The sequence below is a fragment of the Pseudomonas sp. LB3P31 genome (genome assembly GCF_054897945.1).
Window position 1 is genome coordinate 3,066,920 of sequence record NZ_CM142710.1, and the last position, 15,287, is coordinate 3,082,206.

Genomic DNA, 15,287 nt, shown 5'->3' on the forward strand with positions numbered 1-15,287 from the left:
TGCGCCCCGTTGCCCAGATAGCTCAGTCGGTAGAGCAGGGGATTGAAAATCCCCGTGTCGGCGGTTCGATTCCGTCTCTGGGCACCAAATACCGAAAACCCTGAATCGCAAGATTCAGGGTTTTTTTATGCCCGGGATTTGACCCGCCGGGCATCGATGAAATTTCCTACGCCTGCCACGCCCTTTTCTTCGAGTCCTACCCCCCTTTTCATACAGGGTTTGAGGACCGGTCTTATAGTGTGGGCTCTCCTTACAAAGCGAAACTATTGCAGCGGCAAATCTGCCCGCATTTAAGGTTTCAAAATAAGGGAAGCATTCTTGAATACGATCGTGAAGTTCATCGCTCTGTCGACTCTCATCGCCACCGCCAGCGGCTGCGTCAGCTACAACAACAGCCAGCCATCCTCGCCAATCGACAGCACCGTCAAGGCAGACCTGAAAGCAGACATCGCTGTTGGCGATACCATCTCCGGTCAATCTTCGGTCAAGGTCCTGTTCGGCTTGTTCAAGTTCGGCGGCGACTCGCAGTTTGCCGAAGGCGTCAGCTACGGCGGTCAGAGCGGTGGCCTCAGCGGCCTGGGTCTGGATCCTGTAAGCGCGGTCAAATCCGCAGCGGCCTATAAAGCGGTGAAATCCTCAGGAGCTGACCTGATCGTTGCTCCTCGCTATGAAGTGAACGAAGAAAACTATTTCCTCTTCAAGACCGTTTCCGTCACGGTCACTGGCAACAAGGGCAACATTCGCAGCATCCGCTAAGTCATTCCCCAGGTGATTCTTCAGCAAACCATCCATCGCGCCCTGGCAAACCTATAACCTGGGCGCGGTGCGGCCGCAGACAGCTCTGAACCCGCTGTTTGCGGATTGCCCCCAGCTGACAGCACAGCTACTCACTGCCATTCCAGTTGAACACCAGATTTCGCGCGCCAGCACTGCCCACATCCGTGGTATTGCGCCGCTCCTCGCCCCCACGTGTCGCGATGACCGTGTACTTGCCCGGCGGAAGTTGGACGTACACCAGCGGCCCCGCCTGATTCAGAGTCAGCACGGTTTGCCCTTCGCCCTTCCGGATGACTACATCGACGTCAGGTACGTACTTGCCCTCCGCGCCGACGGAAAAGGTCATGTGCAGGTTGTAGCCCGTCGCCTGCTGGATTGCTTTCGCCTCATCCTCCCCGATACCGCCAGACAGGTAAGCAATGCCGTTTTGCTGTTCGCGCTGGATCTGTACGCCTGAACTGTCCACTGGCTCGACAGTGGCGGATTGCGCCACGAGCGGGGATATCAGCATCAGCAGGGAGACCAGAGCGAAGGGAAACAGGAATGCAGATTTCATGGGTAACTCCCGGTTTCGGTTGAAGCCTGTAGAGATTGGATTTGCTGGTGGGTGCTCAAGTTTCAGAACGATTAGCCCTTGGGTCCACTGCGAATTGGACTACATGCTGTATTCGCGACGTCCCCAATTTGGAACGCGCTGCGCCCCGAATTGAGCTGGACCCATTTCCGTTTTGATGCATCCAAGTGGATTGTCCAACTCCCTCCCAAAGACTATCGTTGGCAGCTATCCGCAATGGTAAGACGCCGATGAATCTGCAGGACATGCCTTCACTGGCCCCCAGTCAAATCGAGTTGCCGCTGCCCGCCTCCGCTCCCGGCGCACCGTTCAGGGAGCTTGCCGCAGACGGCTTCACCCTCGGCGGTTTCACCTGGCGTCATGCCTCCCATGACAGCGCCCGCCCGGTGGTAATCATCAACGCTGCCACCTCCGTACGCTGCCGCCACTACTCGCGGTTTGCCGACTTCTTGCACGCCAATGGCTTCGATGTCATCACTTACGACTACCGCGGGATCGGCGAATCGCGCCCTGCTTCGCTGAAAGGTCTCAAGGCGACATGGTCCGACTGGGGCACCCTGGATTTCGAGGCGATGCTCAAGCGCGCACAGCGCGATTTCCCCGGCCAGCCCATCGATGTCGTGGCTCACAGCTTTGGAGGCTGTGCAGCAGGCCTGGGAGCCTCGGGGCAGGTAATTCGACGCCTGGTTACGGTTGGAGCGCAATTCGCTTACTGGCGCGACTATGCGCCCGCGCATCGGTGGCGGATGTTCGGCAAGTGGCACGTGGTTATGCCATTTCTGACGATGCTCTGCGGTTATTTTCCGGGCAAACGCCTGGGCTGGCTGGAAGACACCCCCGCCGGCGTGGTCCGTGACTGGAGCACACCCACCGCGCGGTATGAAACGCGCCCGAGTGGCCGGGACATTCATGTGACAAGCTTTTCTGCGGTAAGGGCGCAAGTGCTGGCCATCAGCGTCAGCGACGATCCCTACGGCACCATCCCGGCCATCGAACGCCTGCTTGGCTACTTCACCCACAGCCGCAAAACCCACCTGCGCATCGCCCCCGAAGACATCGGGCAAGCAGAAGTCGGACATTTCGCCTTTTTTCGCAGCGCATACCAAGCCACACTATGGCCCATTGCATTGACCTGGCTGCAGAGCGGCGAACTGGCCCCCGATACTCCCGGGCGGCTAGTGCCACGCAGCTGACTGATGCGCCTCCTCAACGAAATACGGAACGACGCCCATGGCCTCCGCCAACAAGCAGCAAAAACGCGCCACCCGTGCCAAAGCCAAGGCCAAGCAGAACCGCAGCCAGCGGGCCACCGCGCCGGTCGAACTGGACCCGAACGACGATCGCATCGACTTTGACTCGGTAGACCTGACCGAACTGTTCAAGGAAATGCTCGACGCCCAGAAAATCAGCCAGCAGGCCATGTGCACGGCCTTCCTCGAGCACCCGTTGCTCGCACTGGTGCTGGAGCAGGAAGGCGAGGAAATCGCGACCGATTTCATCATTGGTGCGCTGATCGAGTTTCGCCAATGGTCCACCGAAACCGACGAAGCCGGTGCGCTGGCGTGGATCGAGTCCCCAGCCTTCCAGGTTGATTACGTGGCGGCCTCCGAAGCCATCGCAGCCCAAAACCCACAGAAACCGAACTGAGTTCTCATGGCCTCCCTGAACAAGCAGCAAAAACGCGCCAAGCGCGCAAAAATCAAAGCCAAACAAATCAACATCCACGGCCGCAAACCCGCCGCGCTGGACGATGACCTGGGCGAACTGGGCGAGCCGATCCCGGAATACACCCTGGCCATGTTCAGCAAAATGCATGCAGCCGAAGCAGTCAGCCGCAGCGACATGCTGCAGACCCTGCTGGCCGAGCTGGCTGTCATCATTTCCGAGCATCCCGACCTGCTCGACATGGAAAACGCCGACAACGAAGGCATGGCCGCGACCCACCTGGCCGCCGACATGCTGATCGACTACCGCATGTGGGCCGACGGCATGGACCGCGAAACCGCCCAGGCCTGGATAACCGAGCCACAGTTCATCACCGACTTCAGCGCTGCACTGGACCAATATGGCCAGGCGCTGGATGCGCAGGAAGAAAAGCTCGAGTAACGCAGCGCCCGCGGTAACAAAAACGGCCGCCTGTCATCACTGACAGCGGTCGTTTTGCTTTACCCGCTACACATCAGTTCAGCACTGCAGCACCCAGCTTCTGCTGCTTGCGACGGCGCGCCACGAACAAGCCGGCGCCTACCACCATCAGACTGAGGAAACCGGTCGCGAGGATCTCCACGCGATGGGCTTCCTGGAACAGCATGATCGTCAGCACGCCAACGATGAACACGATCACCGCGTAGGTCAGGCCAGGGAACAGCCACATGCGGAAGGCAATTTTCTCGCCGGTGATCGCGCGCTGCTTGCGCATGCGCAGTTGCGAAACCGCGATCACCAGGTATACCAGCAAGGCGATTGCGCCGGAGCTGGCCAGCAGGAATTCGAACACCGCCGCAGGCGCGACGTAGTTGGCGAAAACGGCGAGGAACGCTGCAGCAGTCGACAGCATCACTGCCCAGTACGGCGTGCCGCTGCCGTTGGTGCGCTTGGACACGGCTGGCGCATCGCCACGCTTGCCCAGGGAGAACATCATGCGCGAGGCGGTGTACAGCGCCGAGTTCAGGCAGCTGGTGACCGCAACCAGCACCACGATATCGACGATCATCTTGGCATTTGGAATGCCCATGCGCTCAAGTACGGTCTGGTAGGAACCAACGCTGGCCAGGACCGGATCGTTCCACGGCACCAAGGAAACCACAATGAAGATCGACACCAGGTAGAACAAGCCGATCCGCCAGATCACCGAATTGGTGGCCTTGGAGATTTGCTGGCCAGGGTTCTTCGATTCCGCAGCGGCGATGGTCACGATCTCGGTGCCCATGAACGAGAACATGGTGGTCAGGATCGCCGCCAGTACCGCGCCCATCCCGTTAGGCATAAAGCCCTGAGTATCGAACAGGTGAGAAACACCGCTGACCTGGCTGGTCGGCAGGAAGCCGAAAATGGCCATGATGCCGAGTACCACGAAGCCGACGATGGCGATGACCTTGATCAGCGCGAACCAGAACTCGAATTCACCGTAATTCTTCACGCTGAACAGGTTGGTCGCTGTCAGCAGCAGGGTGATGATCAACGTAAACGCCCAGATCGCGATGTTCGGGAACCAGGCATGCAGGATGGTCGCAGCGGCGTTGGCCTCCAGCGGGATCACCAGGACCCAGAACCACCAGTACAGCCAGCCGATAGTGAAACCGGCCCAGTGACCGATCGCCCGATCTGCATACGTTGAAAACGAGCCGGTGTCCGGCGAAGCAACGGCCATCTCACCCAGCATACGCATTACCAATACCACCAGGGTACCGGCGGCGGCGTAGGCCAGGAGCACGGCCGGGCCCGCTGCAGCGATGGCATGACCGGAGCCGACGAACAGCCCGGCACCGATAACCCCGGCGATCGACAGCATGGTCACATGACGCGGTTTGAGCCCCTGTTCGAGGCCATTGGAATCTGCGGTACTGCTCATTAAAACTACCTTTGTAAGGAAAAGCGCAAGCATTGAGTTCGCCGCTGGCTCTCTCTCGTAAAAAGAAACCAACGGAGCGTTCCTTATTCCGCACGCAATAATTGCGCCAAAATGTTACGAACTCCCCGGCTCCGGGGCTCTCATGCTGACCGGACGGTCATCGCAAGTCCTTGAGATTAATGGCAATTCGCCAGAGCGTTACCCTCCGACTCACTTTCTGGACAATTTGCCGCACCAGAAACACAACAAAAAATGCCAGTCGCACAATAAAAGTGCAGATCAGGAACGTTTGTCCGGTTAACGCTTCCAACCCCCCGGCAAAGCTGGCAACATCGCGCCTTTTTTTGCGGCAGGCCTATCGTTTTCTCCTTAACGGACGTGTTCAAACACCTGTTCGGTTGATAGCAGCGCGACAGTCTGCTTTGACGATGCGACAACCTGCCACATGACATCCGTTTACTGCCCGTAGTGCTGTTGGCTGCCATTCAGACGCTATGCTAGCTTGGCCGCCTCGCCAGGAAGGCCGCCAACAGCAGGAGCAACACTTAATGAGGAACGCACATGGCTGAGGCCGCGCCCGCGCTTGAAATCCGCAACTTGCATAAACGCTACGGTTCGCTTGAGGTGCTCAAAGGCATCTCGCTGACCGCCCGCGACGGCGATGTGATCTCGATCCTGGGTTCCTCCGGTTCCGGCAAGTCCACGTTCCTTCGCTGCATCAACCTGCTGGAAAACCCGCACCAGGGCCAGATTCTGGTAGCCGGTGAAGAACTCAAGCTCAAGGCCGCGAAGAACGGCGAACTGGTCGCTGCCGACGGCAAGCAGATCAATCGCCTGCGCAGCGAGATTGGTTTTGTGTTTCAAAACTTTAATCTGTGGCCGCACATGAGCGTGCTCGACAACATCATCGAAGCGCCGCGCCGGGTGCTCGGCCAGAGCAAGGCCGAAGCCACCGAAGTCGCCGAAGCCTTGCTGGCCAAGGTCGGCATCGCGGACAAGCGCCATGCCTACCCCGCCGAATTGTCCGGCGGCCAGCAGCAGCGCGCGGCCATTGCCCGCACGCTGGCGATGCAGCCCAAGGTGATTCTGTTCGACGAGCCCACCTCCGCCCTTGACCCGGAAATGGTTCAGGAAGTACTTAATGTCATCCGCGCATTGGCCGAGGAAGGCCGTACCATGCTGCTGGTCACCCACGAAATGGGTTTCGCCCGCCAGGTGTCCAGCGAAGTGGTGTTCCTGCACCAAGGCTTGGTAGAAGAGCAAGGATCGCCACAGCAGGTGTTCGAAAACCCGCTTTCGGCGCGCTGCAAACAATTCATGTCCAGCAACCGCTAACGGAGCTACCCGCATGCAGAATTACAAAAAGGTCTTCCTGGCTGCCGCCGTTTCCCTGGCGTTCAGCGCCGGTGCCATGGCCGAAACCCTGAAGATGGGCATTGAAGCGGCCTATCCGCCGTTCAATAACAAAGATGCCAGCGGTAATGTGGTCGGCTTCGACAAGGAAATCGGCGACGCCCTGTGCGCCAAGATGAAAGTCGAGTGCACGGTGGTCACCTCCGACTGGGACGGGATCATTCCGGCCCTGAACGCCAAGAAGTTCGACTTCCTGATCTCCTCGATGTCGATCACCGACGAGCGCAAGCAGGCAGTGGACTTCACCGACCCGTACTACTCCAACAAGCTGCAGTTCATCGCCAAGAAAGACGCAGAGTTCAAGACCGACAAGGCTTCCCTGCAAGGCAAAGTGATCGGCGCACAACGTGCGACCCTCGCCGGCACCTGGATGGAAGACAACATGGAAGGCGTTGAAGTCAAACTCTACGACACCCAGGAAAACGCTTACCTGGACCTGACCTCCGGTCGTCTGGACGGCATCCTGGCGGACAAGTACGTCAACTACGAGTGGCTGAAAAGCGACGCCGGCCGTCCTTACGAGTTCAAGGGTGACCCAGTGGAAGAAAGCGACAAGATCGGTATCGCTGTGCGTAAAAACGACCCGATCCGCGAGAAGCTGAACGTCGCGCTGAAAGAAATCGTTGCCGACGGCACCTACAAGAAGATCAACGACAAGTATTTCCCTTTCAGCATCTATTGATTCTGACTTGCCTGGCGGGTGCCGTTCACTGACGGCGCCAGCCCCTGGCATTGCCTGCCGCGATTTGAAAAGAAATCCATGACTATCGATCTCTACGGATTCGGCCCGGCGCTCGCCGCTGGCGCGCTGATGACTGTAAAACTGGCACTCTCGGCCTTGTGCCTGGGGCTGGTGCTCGGTCTGCTCGGCGCCTTGGCCAAGACTTCCCCGTACAAGCCGTTGCAATGGCTTGGCGGCACTTATTCGACCCTGGTGCGTGGCATCCCGGAGCTGCTCTGGGTGCTGTTGATCTACTTCGGTACGGTCAACCTGATGCGCGAACTGGGCGAGTTCTTCGGTAACCCCGACCTGGAACTCAATGCCTTCGCCGCTGGCGTGATTGCCCTTGGCCTGTGCTTCGGCGCATACGCCACGGAAGTATTTCGCGGCGCGATCCTGGCCATTCCCAAGGGCCACCGTGAAGCCGGCGTAGCCTTGGGCCTGTCGAAATTTCGCATCTTCACCAAGCTGATCATGCCGCAGATGTGGCGCATCGCCCTGCCGGGCCTGGGCAACCTGTTCATGATCCTGATGAAAGACACGGCACTGGTGTCTGTCATCGGCCTGGAAGAAATCATGCGCCATGCGCAAATCGGCGTAACCGTCTCCAAGCAACCGTTCACCTTCTATATGGTTGCCGCGTTCATGTACCTGGGCCTGACGATTCTCGCCATGATCGGCATGCATTTCATGGAAAAACGCGCCAGTCGCGGGTTCGCAAGGAGCACCCAATGAACTGGGAAGTCATCATCAAGTGGCTGCCGAAGCTGGCCCAGGGCGCAACCCTGACCCTGGAACTGGTGGCCATCGCCGTGATTGCCGGGTTGCTGCTGGCGATTCCGCTGGGCATCGCCCGCTCGTCACGCCTGTGGTACGTGCGCGCATTCCCCTACGCCTACATTTTCTTTTTCCGTGGCACGCCGCTGCTGGTTCAATTGTTCCTCGTCTACTACGGCCTGGCGCAGTTCGACGCGGTGCGCAACAGTTCAATGTGGCCGTATCTGCGTGATCCGTTCTGGTGCGCTACCGCGACCATGACCCTGCACACCGCGGCCTACATCGCCGAGATCCTGCGCGGTTCGATCCAGGCGATTCCCAAGGGCGAAATCGAGGCTGCGCGGGCGCTGGGCATGTCCCGCGCCAAGGCGATGTTCTACATCATCCTGCCCCGCGCCTCGCGCATCGGCCTGCCGGCCTACAGCAACGAAGTGATCCTGATGCTCAAGGCCAGCGCCCTGGCCAGCACCGTGACTTTGCTGGAACTGACCGGCATGGCCCGCACCATCATTGCCCGCACCTACCTGCCGGTGGAGATCTTCTTCGCGGCAGGCATGTTCTACCTGCTCATGGCCTTCGTCCTGGTGCGCGGCTTCAAGCTGCTGGAACGCTGGCTGCGCGTCGATGCCTGCCAAGGGCGTTGATCGCCCCGTACTGACGGGCGAGGACCTGCTCGCCCGTTTCGCTGCGCTGGATGCTTTTCTGATCGAGCATCAAGCGCTGTGGAAGCCGCGACCGTTCACCCATCTGCAACTTCCTTGGGAAGCGTCCTACGCGGAACTGGCGCTTTGGCTACGCAGCCGTTCACTTGAAGATGCAGAACTCGCACACAACCACCCCGCCCTGCTGGACGCGCCGGAGCCTTTCGCTTCGCTGGCGGAACAATCACTGCAATTGAGCGCCATCGGCGAATTGCCGGCCCATACGCTTGAAGAGGCCGGGCACCGGCTTAATGTCGATGTGCCGGGGCGCAAATGGCAACAGATCGAAGCGTTCGCCAGCCGATTGAAATTCACCCAGCAGCCAAAGCATTGGCTCGACTGGTGCGCTGGCAAGGGACACCTGGGCCGACGTTTGTTGCAGGCCGGACAGCAACTCACCTGCCTGGAGTACGACCCGGCCCTGGTCGCCAGCGGCCAGGCCCTCAGCCAGCGTCATCACTTGCACGCGCTACACGTGGGACAAGATGTACTCGCCGCCGAAGCCGCTTCCCTGCTGAACAGCGGCCATACGCCAGTAGCACTGCACGCCTGCGGTGATCTGCACGTCAGGCTGATCCAGCTCGCCAGCGCTGCGGGGTGCAAACAACTGGCCATCGCACCCTGCTGCTACAACCGCATCAGCCTTGACGCCCATGAGGCGATTTCGTCCCCGGGCAAGCGCTCCACCCTGCATCTCTCCCTCGACGACCTGGCGCTGCCCGCGAGCGAAACCGTCACAGCTGGCGCCCGCGTGCGCCACCAGCGGGATACCTCCATGGCACGCCGCCTGGGCTTCGACCTGCTGCAACGGCAACTGCGCGGAGTCGACGAATACCTGCCCACCCGTTCCCTCCCCACCGCCTGGCTGGAAAAATCGTTCGCCGAGTACTGCCATCATTTGGCCGCACTCAAGGACTTATCCACAATCGGTCCTCAAGACTGGCGCGCCCTGGAAGCCGCCGGCTGGCAGCGCCTGGCAAACGTGCGCAATCTGGAGCTCTTGCGCGGACTTTTCCGACGTCCACTGGAGTTGTGGCTGGTGCTTGATCGGGCACTTTTCCTGTGCGAGCAGGGTTACACCGTTCAGCTGGGAACCTTCTGCGACAGCCCCCTGACTCCGCGTAATCTGCTGATCCTTGGCGAACGTTCCTAGAGCTCGCAGCCTGTGGATAACTCTGTTGATGAAATTATCCTGGATCCAATGTTTACACGTGTTTCCCGCCTGAAACACCTGTGTTCATTTTTCGTACACATGAATAAAAAACCCAAAAAACAGGCATTTGCGAGCAAATGAGAACAACTCCACAAAATCGCGGATGGATGCTAACGGCCACCACGCGAGTTGTGCATAAGCAATCGGCGAAAAGGACATAACCGCCGAATACGGGACCCCACCAACAGACATTTGCACCCCGCCCGCGACCCTTGCTATACAGACAAACAGCACGCCGACCGCGCGGCCATCATCAAGAATAAAAACGAACGACAGGATGTGACCGTGACGTTTATTTCCTACGCACAGAACTTCGAAGACATCCGCCTGTGGCGCGCGCTGCGCAACGTCGAAAACGGCTTCTACATCGACATCGGCGCCAACCATCCAGCCCACGACTCAGTCACCAAGGCGTTCTATGATCACGGCTGGACCGGCATCAACGTCGAACCAGTGGCCAATTACTACCAGGCCCTGTGCGAACAACGCCCCAAAGACACCAACCTGCAATGCGTCGCTGGCGAAAACGCCCAGGACCTCACGTTCTACGGCATCGCCGGCACCGGCCTGTCGACCCTCGAACCGACCGTGGCCCAGCAGCACAAAGACGCCGGCATGGACGTGCGCAGCCACACCGTGCAATCGCGCACCCTGACCTCCATCTGCGAACAACACGCCCACGGCCGACCCATCCACTTCCTGAAAATCGACGTCGAAGGCCACGAAGAAACCGTGCTGCGCGGCATGGACTTCAGCCAGTGGCGCCCCTGGATCATCCTCATCGAGACCCCGTGGGAGCGCAACCAGACCTGGGACCCCCTGGTCACCAACGCCGGCTACCACGCCATCCTGTTCGACGGCCTTAACACCTACTACCTCGCCGAAGAACACCTCAACCTCAAACCCGCCTTCGACATCCCGCCGTGCAACCTGGACAACTTCCAGCTCTGCCGCGGCCACAAATTCAGCCACCCCCTCAACGACCCAGAACCCCACCTCGCCGCCGCTCTACAACGCGCCGAACAGGCCGAAGCGCAACTGCACGCCATCCAGAACAGCCGCACCTGGAAAGCCCTGCACAAACTCAAGAAAGCCCTGCGCCGCGCCTGACCCAAGGCCTGCGCAAAAATAGTCTGAATTCAGGGGTTTACAGAACCAATCCAATCGCTATAATCGTCGCCCAACACGCCGGTATAGCTCAGTTGGTAGAGCAACTGACTTGTAATCAGTAGGTCCCGGGTTCGACTCCTGGTGCCGGCACCATATAGATCAACAACTTAGGCTCACCGAAAGGTGGGCCTTTTTTGTTTCTGAGGTTTGATGCCCAATTTGGTCACAGCTTTGGTCACAGCTTCTCAGTTGACTGGAATTGCTTGCAGCCTTTTTGACTGGCCTGCCGAGTAACCTTTTGTGCTTGTTCAGGCTGGAAGGACTTCCATATCCCGCAGCAAAACCGACACTCGCTTCTTATTCACCGACCCAAACTCCTACCGCCCTTGCCTCTTCACTGAGGAAACCGACTTGCCCTCGAAGCAGCCAATGAAATTACCTAGGTGTCAGCGGATCTGGAAAAGTGCTCCCCCACCATGGGAGAGGAGATCTAGGCTCGTCTAGGAAGTTCGATCACGTATGACCGGAATCTAGCTTCGTTCAACAAGATCGATTAGGCGCAAATAGCGAGGATCTGACGTCAGGCCAGGCTCGGTCTCCGCAATCAGTGCTAGCACTTTTGGTAACTCGGATGTCGGGCGGTTGAGTACCTGAGGTGTAGCTCTGTTCATCAAATCCAGCGTCGACTCTGGAAAAAGAGCGGTTATTGGCTTTTCATCACTAATCTCTCGGGTAAACCTATAAAATGGGTGGTCACTTGTCTCCACTGGCACGAGGAATTTCTTCACCGCTTCGTAGACGGCGGCGAAACTATTGCCAGTTCCACCCAGCAAGCCGATCCACGCTCTCATCGATGCGGAAGTCCTAAATCGGCGCTCTCTCGGCCAGTCCTCGTTGATTAAGGGGATGACGTATTTGGCCCAGCCGTTCTCGTTTGCCTGCCCAACTTGGCCCAGCCAGGTAATGAACCTGTTCCGAGTATCGTCAGTCATCGCTCGCAAGACCGAACGAATTTGGCTTTGTGAAAGACCGCTCGGCTCAGTCGAATGAAACACCCGCATAGAGCCTAGCCATTGGGCCGCCACGATTGAGAGTTCACGCTCCCAAGAAAATCCTTCTATCCGCGGAAAGAGTTCAAGCAGGAGCGGTTTGATGATCTCTGCCAACGGCGACCAAGGCGCCCGCCCGCTATGAAGAAAACCGTTCCATGCAGGTTCCGAAGCTGGATGCTCGAACGCCAGCATTGGAATTAGGTGTTCCTTAGTCCAAGCAGGGTCGACGAACATCAACCAGTTCAGCTTTTTGCACACGACCGACACAGCATGATCAGAACCCTCGCCTGGTGCCGCGAAGAGGCGTTCGGCACGAGACTTTATGTGATCTGGGATCAGTGAAAAGGCCTCCTGCTTCTCTCCGGGTACTGCATCGAGAAGGGCTGCAGCACACATACCAACTGGGCTGCTGTTCGCATGGTAGAGGGTGCGCAGGGACCGTTGAATGACTTCTCCACCTTGGCGGTCTTCACCAAGACCGTGACCCATTGCATCTGCTACACCGCTCAAGATGCCATCGACGATATGATCGTAGACTGCCCACCCGAGATCATCATCAAACTCAAGAACCGCGGCTAAGTTCTTTTCGAGCCATTGGCCCAAGGTATGGCGCAGTTTTTCAATAACCTCATTTGGAAGTCGAGTTAATCGGAGCAGGAATACCCGTCTCAGCCTAGGCGCGACGTCTGCGGGAAGTTCATTGATCATGGGCGACCAGAACGCCTCTGGATAATCGCCAGCCCTTCCTGCAATCGTAAGCGCAGACAAGGCCTTCCGCGGATTGGCTTTTACCAAACCAGTAAAGGGGCGCTTCTCAGTGAGGCTGTCAAAATCACGCTTCAAGTCTTCCTTTGCCTGGGAGATTACCTCGGTTACAGGAAGGTCCAAAACTGCATCGGGTTTCTCATCCGTAGCAACCCACCCCGAGCAAGAACCGCGCTCGATCACCATTGAGGTTGCCCAAGCGTCGTTCCACTCAAGAATGCCTTTAGCCAAAATGGAAAGGCGTTCACTTCGATCTGCCGTCAGTTCACATCCTCGTAATTCGAGATACCGAGCATATCTGACGGCCAAGTTATCCCGCAGCCCATGGAACTCCTCATCAGGCCAATGAGATAGCTGATCGGGGCCTATCAAGATACGGTCGATGAGTCGATTTCGGTTTTCTTGAGAGAACTCTCTCCAACGATCCACTAATAGGAAAAGAAGCTCTCGAAGCACACGGATGTCCCAGAATGTATCCTGATCTAAGCACAAGACTTCCTTAGCAACGTGGTCTGCCTCGAAGACGTTTACTTTACTAAACGCATACAGTTTGAGCTTTCGAAAGAAGAACTGGTCTGTCGCGGGCCAAGTCGTTGCATGTGCGTTTGCCAGTTCTGGCCATTTGGCAGCCATCCGGTCAAAAAGTTGTACGAACCAAGTCACGACCTCCGCGGCGTCCGTGATGCGGTCACCCCCATCGACATCACGGCCCGGATAGCAGGTCGGGGTATGGAAGTAGGAGGTTTCGATATCGCCCAGTAGCCCTGAGGCCACGGTTAGCTGCTCCTCAATAATTCCAAATACCTGCGGCAATTGACTATCGGGGACGTCTAAATCTACGTCGTGCCGATCAGGGAACACGACTTCGTACTGACCAAGGTCGCCGAGATGAATTTCCTCCCAAGATACCGACGGCGGTCTGGATTTCTTCAATCCAAGCGGCAGCTTAATCTCCAATCGGGGAGTCGCAACCCTCCGAAATTCTCGTAGAACACTAGCCGTCCACCCCTCCGCATGAACCCGCGCCTCCAAGTCGAACCATTCGCCATTCCACTTAAGATTGCGAGGGTCTCGATGGTGTTCGAGGATAAGGTTCCAGATATGACGAGCACGCTCGTTGAGAGACTTTGACTGCTCCAGTTGCCACTCAAGCTGTTGTAGCAATCGTGGATGCAGTCCGCTCTGTCGAATGGCCCACCAGGCCAACACAGGACTGTCGATGCACTTGCTGATCCAGGTAATAAGGTGACGAAGCCTTATCGGCGTCACTTCGAAACCTTCTGCAAGTCGCCCGCCCAACCGATGAGATTCATGCGGATTGTCGTCTTCTTCGCGCCACACTAGGAGATTGTCATTGCTAACACCCTGCCTGCGATCTTCCTCAGAGATATCCCCCAGATCGTCATCAAGACCGTAAGCGGCTGGAGGGTCGAAGGTTTCTATGTCACGGCCATATCCGCTACTCGGCTTAGCTGATCGGACATTCGCATCCATCACACATACCCACTCAGGGTGCGGTGCTGGATCAGTCTCCGAAAACAATCTCGCCCCCTGTACCGTGCGAAGAGTATGAGCAACTTGGCCGCGCTCATGAGGTGATAGATCCTTCGGATCATGCTGGCTTTTAGCAATTATGGATGCACGCCATCTGCGCGGATCGTCGGTGCGGCTTGCCCAGGCTTCCATGCTATTCCACAGGTCCGAATGATCGGAATAGGCTATTGCTGTTACACCTCGATCCCTCCATTTAGCTTCAATTTCCTCGGAAAGCCCACGGTCAAAGGCATAGAGTCTAGACCGGTCAAACTGCCCGTCATGGTTGAGACCCTGAAGGAGATATTTGACTGGAGGGTCTTCCGCCTGATAACCGACTAAAACGACTGTATATCGTTCGAGGAGGAGCCTGATAAAGTTGGTGGCCCATCCTTCTGAAAGGTAGGCACGCCCGAAGTCGGCGCTGCTCAGCACGTAAGGATGATTTTCAGAGGCGGCGCCCACCAGTCGTCCGTGAAGGTAAGTGATCCCCTCAATCTTCGATCCAAAGTTCAGATCGGGAAAAGCAGGCGGCACATGCCAAACCAGATGCTCTCCCCCCAGCCCTGTCTCGAACAATCGATCGAAGTTTGTCGTGACAATTTGTGGCACGCCGCTCTGACTCGAAGAAATTCGCTTGATCAGACCGTGCTCGCGTCCAACAACTTGGGTTTGTTGAGGAGTACTCAACCGCTCTGTGACCAAAGCGTTAACTTCATCCTTGCCGTATTCAAGATGGAGCAGGTTGAAGATTTGGTCGAGCGGGACATTCGCTTCAGATTGACTGTCCAGCCATGGCCGAAATGCGGTCATAATTTCTGAGTCGGCTGGCGGGTCGAAAAACTCTATGACGTACTGAGTCAGTTCGACGAAATCAGGCATACCAGATGGCTTCGAAACCCCAGCGCCGCATAGAAAGACGACGCGACCAGCATCACAGCGCTGTAGGAGGATATCTGGTATAGAGGGGCCGTCGGAATGGAATCTCATAAGCTCTATTTATCAATGCTGTTCATAGATTCTAATGCCGCATCAGCGAACATGCCTGCTCCGCCAGTGGCTCAACAGATACCGAGCGCA

Annotated in this window: 13 protein-coding genes and 2 tRNA genes; 12 read left to right on the forward strand and 3 right to left on the reverse strand. The window is 57.5% G+C overall.

The annotated features are described in order from the left end of the window. Positions 1 to 11 precede the first annotated feature (11 nt). Both ACYZTK_RS13890 and ACYZTK_RS13895 read left to right on the forward strand, forming a co-directional pair. Positions 12 to 87: transfer RNA gene (locus ACYZTK_RS13890), tRNA-Phe, on the forward strand. A 231-nt stretch (positions 88 to 318) separates the two neighbouring features. Beyond that, positions 319 to 756: a hypothetical protein gene (locus tag ACYZTK_RS13895; RefSeq protein ID WP_462010416.1), complete on the forward strand. Its 438-nt coding sequence runs from the start codon at positions 319 to 321 to the stop codon at positions 754 to 756. Between the two features lie 127 nt (positions 757 to 883). Here the strand turns inward: ACYZTK_RS13895 and ACYZTK_RS13900 are convergent, their stop codons facing one another. Beyond that, the gene (locus tag ACYZTK_RS13900; RefSeq protein ID WP_462010417.1) at positions 884 to 1,333 is read right to left on the reverse strand and encodes a carboxypeptidase regulatory-like domain-containing protein; all 450 of its coding nucleotides are present in this window, start codon (positions 1,331 to 1,333) and stop codon (positions 884 to 886) included. Between the two features lie 248 nt (positions 1,334 to 1,581). On the opposite strand from ACYZTK_RS13900, the gene ACYZTK_RS13905 reads away from it, so the two are divergent. The 3 genes from ACYZTK_RS13905 to ACYZTK_RS13915 are packed head-to-tail and all read left to right on the forward strand — an operon-like array spanning position 1,582 to position 3,457. Further along, on the forward strand, positions 1,582 to 2,544 hold the full coding sequence (locus tag ACYZTK_RS13905) for an alpha/beta hydrolase family protein (RefSeq protein ID WP_462010418.1): 963 nt from the start codon (positions 1,582 to 1,584) through the stop codon (positions 2,542 to 2,544). 37 nt (positions 2,545 to 2,581) lie between these two features. After that, a complete protein-coding gene (locus ACYZTK_RS13910) occupies positions 2,582 to 2,998 on the forward strand; it encodes a hypothetical protein (RefSeq protein ID WP_462010419.1) in 417 nt (138 codons plus the stop codon). A gap of 6 nt (positions 2,999 to 3,004) precedes the next feature. After that, positions 3,005 to 3,457 (forward strand): hypothetical protein, encoded by a 453-nt coding sequence (locus ACYZTK_RS13915; RefSeq protein ID WP_462010420.1) that lies wholly within the window; start codon positions 3,005 to 3,007, stop codon positions 3,455 to 3,457. A 73-nt stretch (positions 3,458 to 3,530) separates the two neighbouring features. Here ACYZTK_RS13915 and gabP read toward each other — a convergent pair whose 3' ends face one another. After that, a complete protein-coding gene (gene gabP / locus ACYZTK_RS13920) occupies positions 3,531 to 4,922 on the reverse strand; it encodes a GABA permease (RefSeq protein WP_462010421.1) in 1,392 nt (463 codons plus the stop codon). A gap of 561 nt (positions 4,923 to 5,483) precedes the next feature. Here gabP and ACYZTK_RS13925 point away from each other — a divergent pair. The 7 genes from ACYZTK_RS13925 (at position 5,484) to ACYZTK_RS13955 (ending at position 11,010) form a co-directional block, all read left to right on the forward strand. Then, positions 5,484 to 6,257, forward strand: coding sequence for an ABC transporter ATP-binding protein (locus ACYZTK_RS13925; protein WP_122841427.1), 774 nt, complete (start codon positions 5,484 to 5,486; stop codon positions 6,255 to 6,257). Positions 6,258 to 6,270: 13 nt separating this feature from the next. Then, positions 6,271 to 7,017: an ABC transporter substrate-binding protein gene (locus ACYZTK_RS13930; RefSeq protein ID WP_462010422.1), complete on the forward strand. Its 747-nt coding sequence runs from the start codon at positions 6,271 to 6,273 to the stop codon at positions 7,015 to 7,017. 78 nt (positions 7,018 to 7,095) lie between these two features. Then, positions 7,096 to 7,791 (forward strand): ABC transporter permease, encoded by a 696-nt coding sequence (locus ACYZTK_RS13935; protein ID WP_462010423.1) that lies wholly within the window; start codon positions 7,096 to 7,098, stop codon positions 7,789 to 7,791. After that, complete coding sequence (locus ACYZTK_RS13940) at positions 7,788 to 8,477, forward strand: ABC transporter permease (RefSeq protein WP_462010424.1); 690 nt, start codon at positions 7,788 to 7,790, stop codon at positions 8,475 to 8,477. The genes ACYZTK_RS13935 and ACYZTK_RS13940 overlap by 4 nt, the downstream gene beginning before the upstream one ends. Then, on the forward strand, positions 8,458 to 9,687 hold the full coding sequence (locus ACYZTK_RS13945; protein WP_462010425.1) for a methyltransferase: 1,230 nt from the start codon (positions 8,458 to 8,460) through the stop codon (positions 9,685 to 9,687). Before ACYZTK_RS13940 ends, ACYZTK_RS13945 begins: the two co-directional genes overlap by 20 nt. Before the next feature lie 345 nt (positions 9,688 to 10,032). Continuing rightward, positions 10,033 to 10,857, forward strand: a complete 825-nt coding sequence (locus ACYZTK_RS13950; protein WP_462010426.1) for an FkbM family methyltransferase — start codon at positions 10,033 to 10,035, stop codon at positions 10,855 to 10,857. A 77-nt stretch (positions 10,858 to 10,934) separates the two neighbouring features. Then, a tRNA-Thr gene (locus tag ACYZTK_RS13955) sits at positions 10,935 to 11,010 on the forward strand. A 377-nt stretch (positions 11,011 to 11,387) separates the two neighbouring features. Here the strand turns inward: ACYZTK_RS13955 and ACYZTK_RS13960 are convergent. Beyond that, positions 11,388 to 15,089, reverse strand: coding sequence for an SIR2 family protein (locus tag ACYZTK_RS13960; RefSeq protein WP_462010427.1), 3,702 nt, complete (start codon positions 15,087 to 15,089; stop codon positions 11,388 to 11,390). Positions 15,090 to 15,287: the final 198 nt, after the last annotated feature.

What these genes read in the sequence shown, in the direction of transcription:
- ACYZTK_RS13900 (WP_462010417.1), bottom strand. Translation starts at nt 1,333, where the DNA reads ATGAAATCTGCATTCCTGTTTCCCTTCGCTCTGGTCTCCCTGCTGATG.
- ACYZTK_RS13905 (WP_462010418.1), top strand. Translation starts at nt 1,582, where the DNA reads ATGAATCTGCAGGACATGCCTTCACTGGCCCCCAGTCAAATCGAGTTG.
- ACYZTK_RS13910 (WP_462010419.1), top strand. Translation starts at nt 2,582, where the DNA reads ATGGCCTCCGCCAACAAGCAGCAAAAACGCGCCACCCGTGCCAAAGCC.
- ACYZTK_RS13915 (WP_462010420.1), top strand. Translation starts at nt 3,005, where the DNA reads ATGGCCTCCCTGAACAAGCAGCAAAAACGCGCCAAGCGCGCAAAAATC.
- gabP (WP_462010421.1), bottom strand. Translation starts at nt 4,922, where the DNA reads ATGAGCAGTACCGCAGATTCCAATGGCCTCGAACAGGGGCTCAAACCG.
- ACYZTK_RS13925 (WP_122841427.1), top strand. Translation starts at nt 5,484, where the DNA reads ATGGCTGAGGCCGCGCCCGCGCTTGAAATCCGCAACTTGCATAAACGC.
- ACYZTK_RS13930 (WP_462010422.1), top strand. Translation starts at nt 6,271, where the DNA reads ATGCAGAATTACAAAAAGGTCTTCCTGGCTGCCGCCGTTTCCCTGGCG.
- ACYZTK_RS13935 (WP_462010423.1), top strand. Translation starts at nt 7,096, where the DNA reads ATGACTATCGATCTCTACGGATTCGGCCCGGCGCTCGCCGCTGGCGCG.
- ACYZTK_RS13940 (WP_462010424.1), top strand. Translation starts at nt 7,788, where the DNA reads ATGAACTGGGAAGTCATCATCAAGTGGCTGCCGAAGCTGGCCCAGGGC.
- ACYZTK_RS13945 (WP_462010425.1), top strand. Translation starts at nt 8,458, where the DNA reads ATGCCTGCCAAGGGCGTTGATCGCCCCGTACTGACGGGCGAGGACCTG.
- ACYZTK_RS13960 (WP_462010427.1), bottom strand. Translation starts at nt 15,089, where the DNA reads ATGCCTGATTTCGTCGAACTGACTCAGTACGTCATAGAGTTTTTCGAC.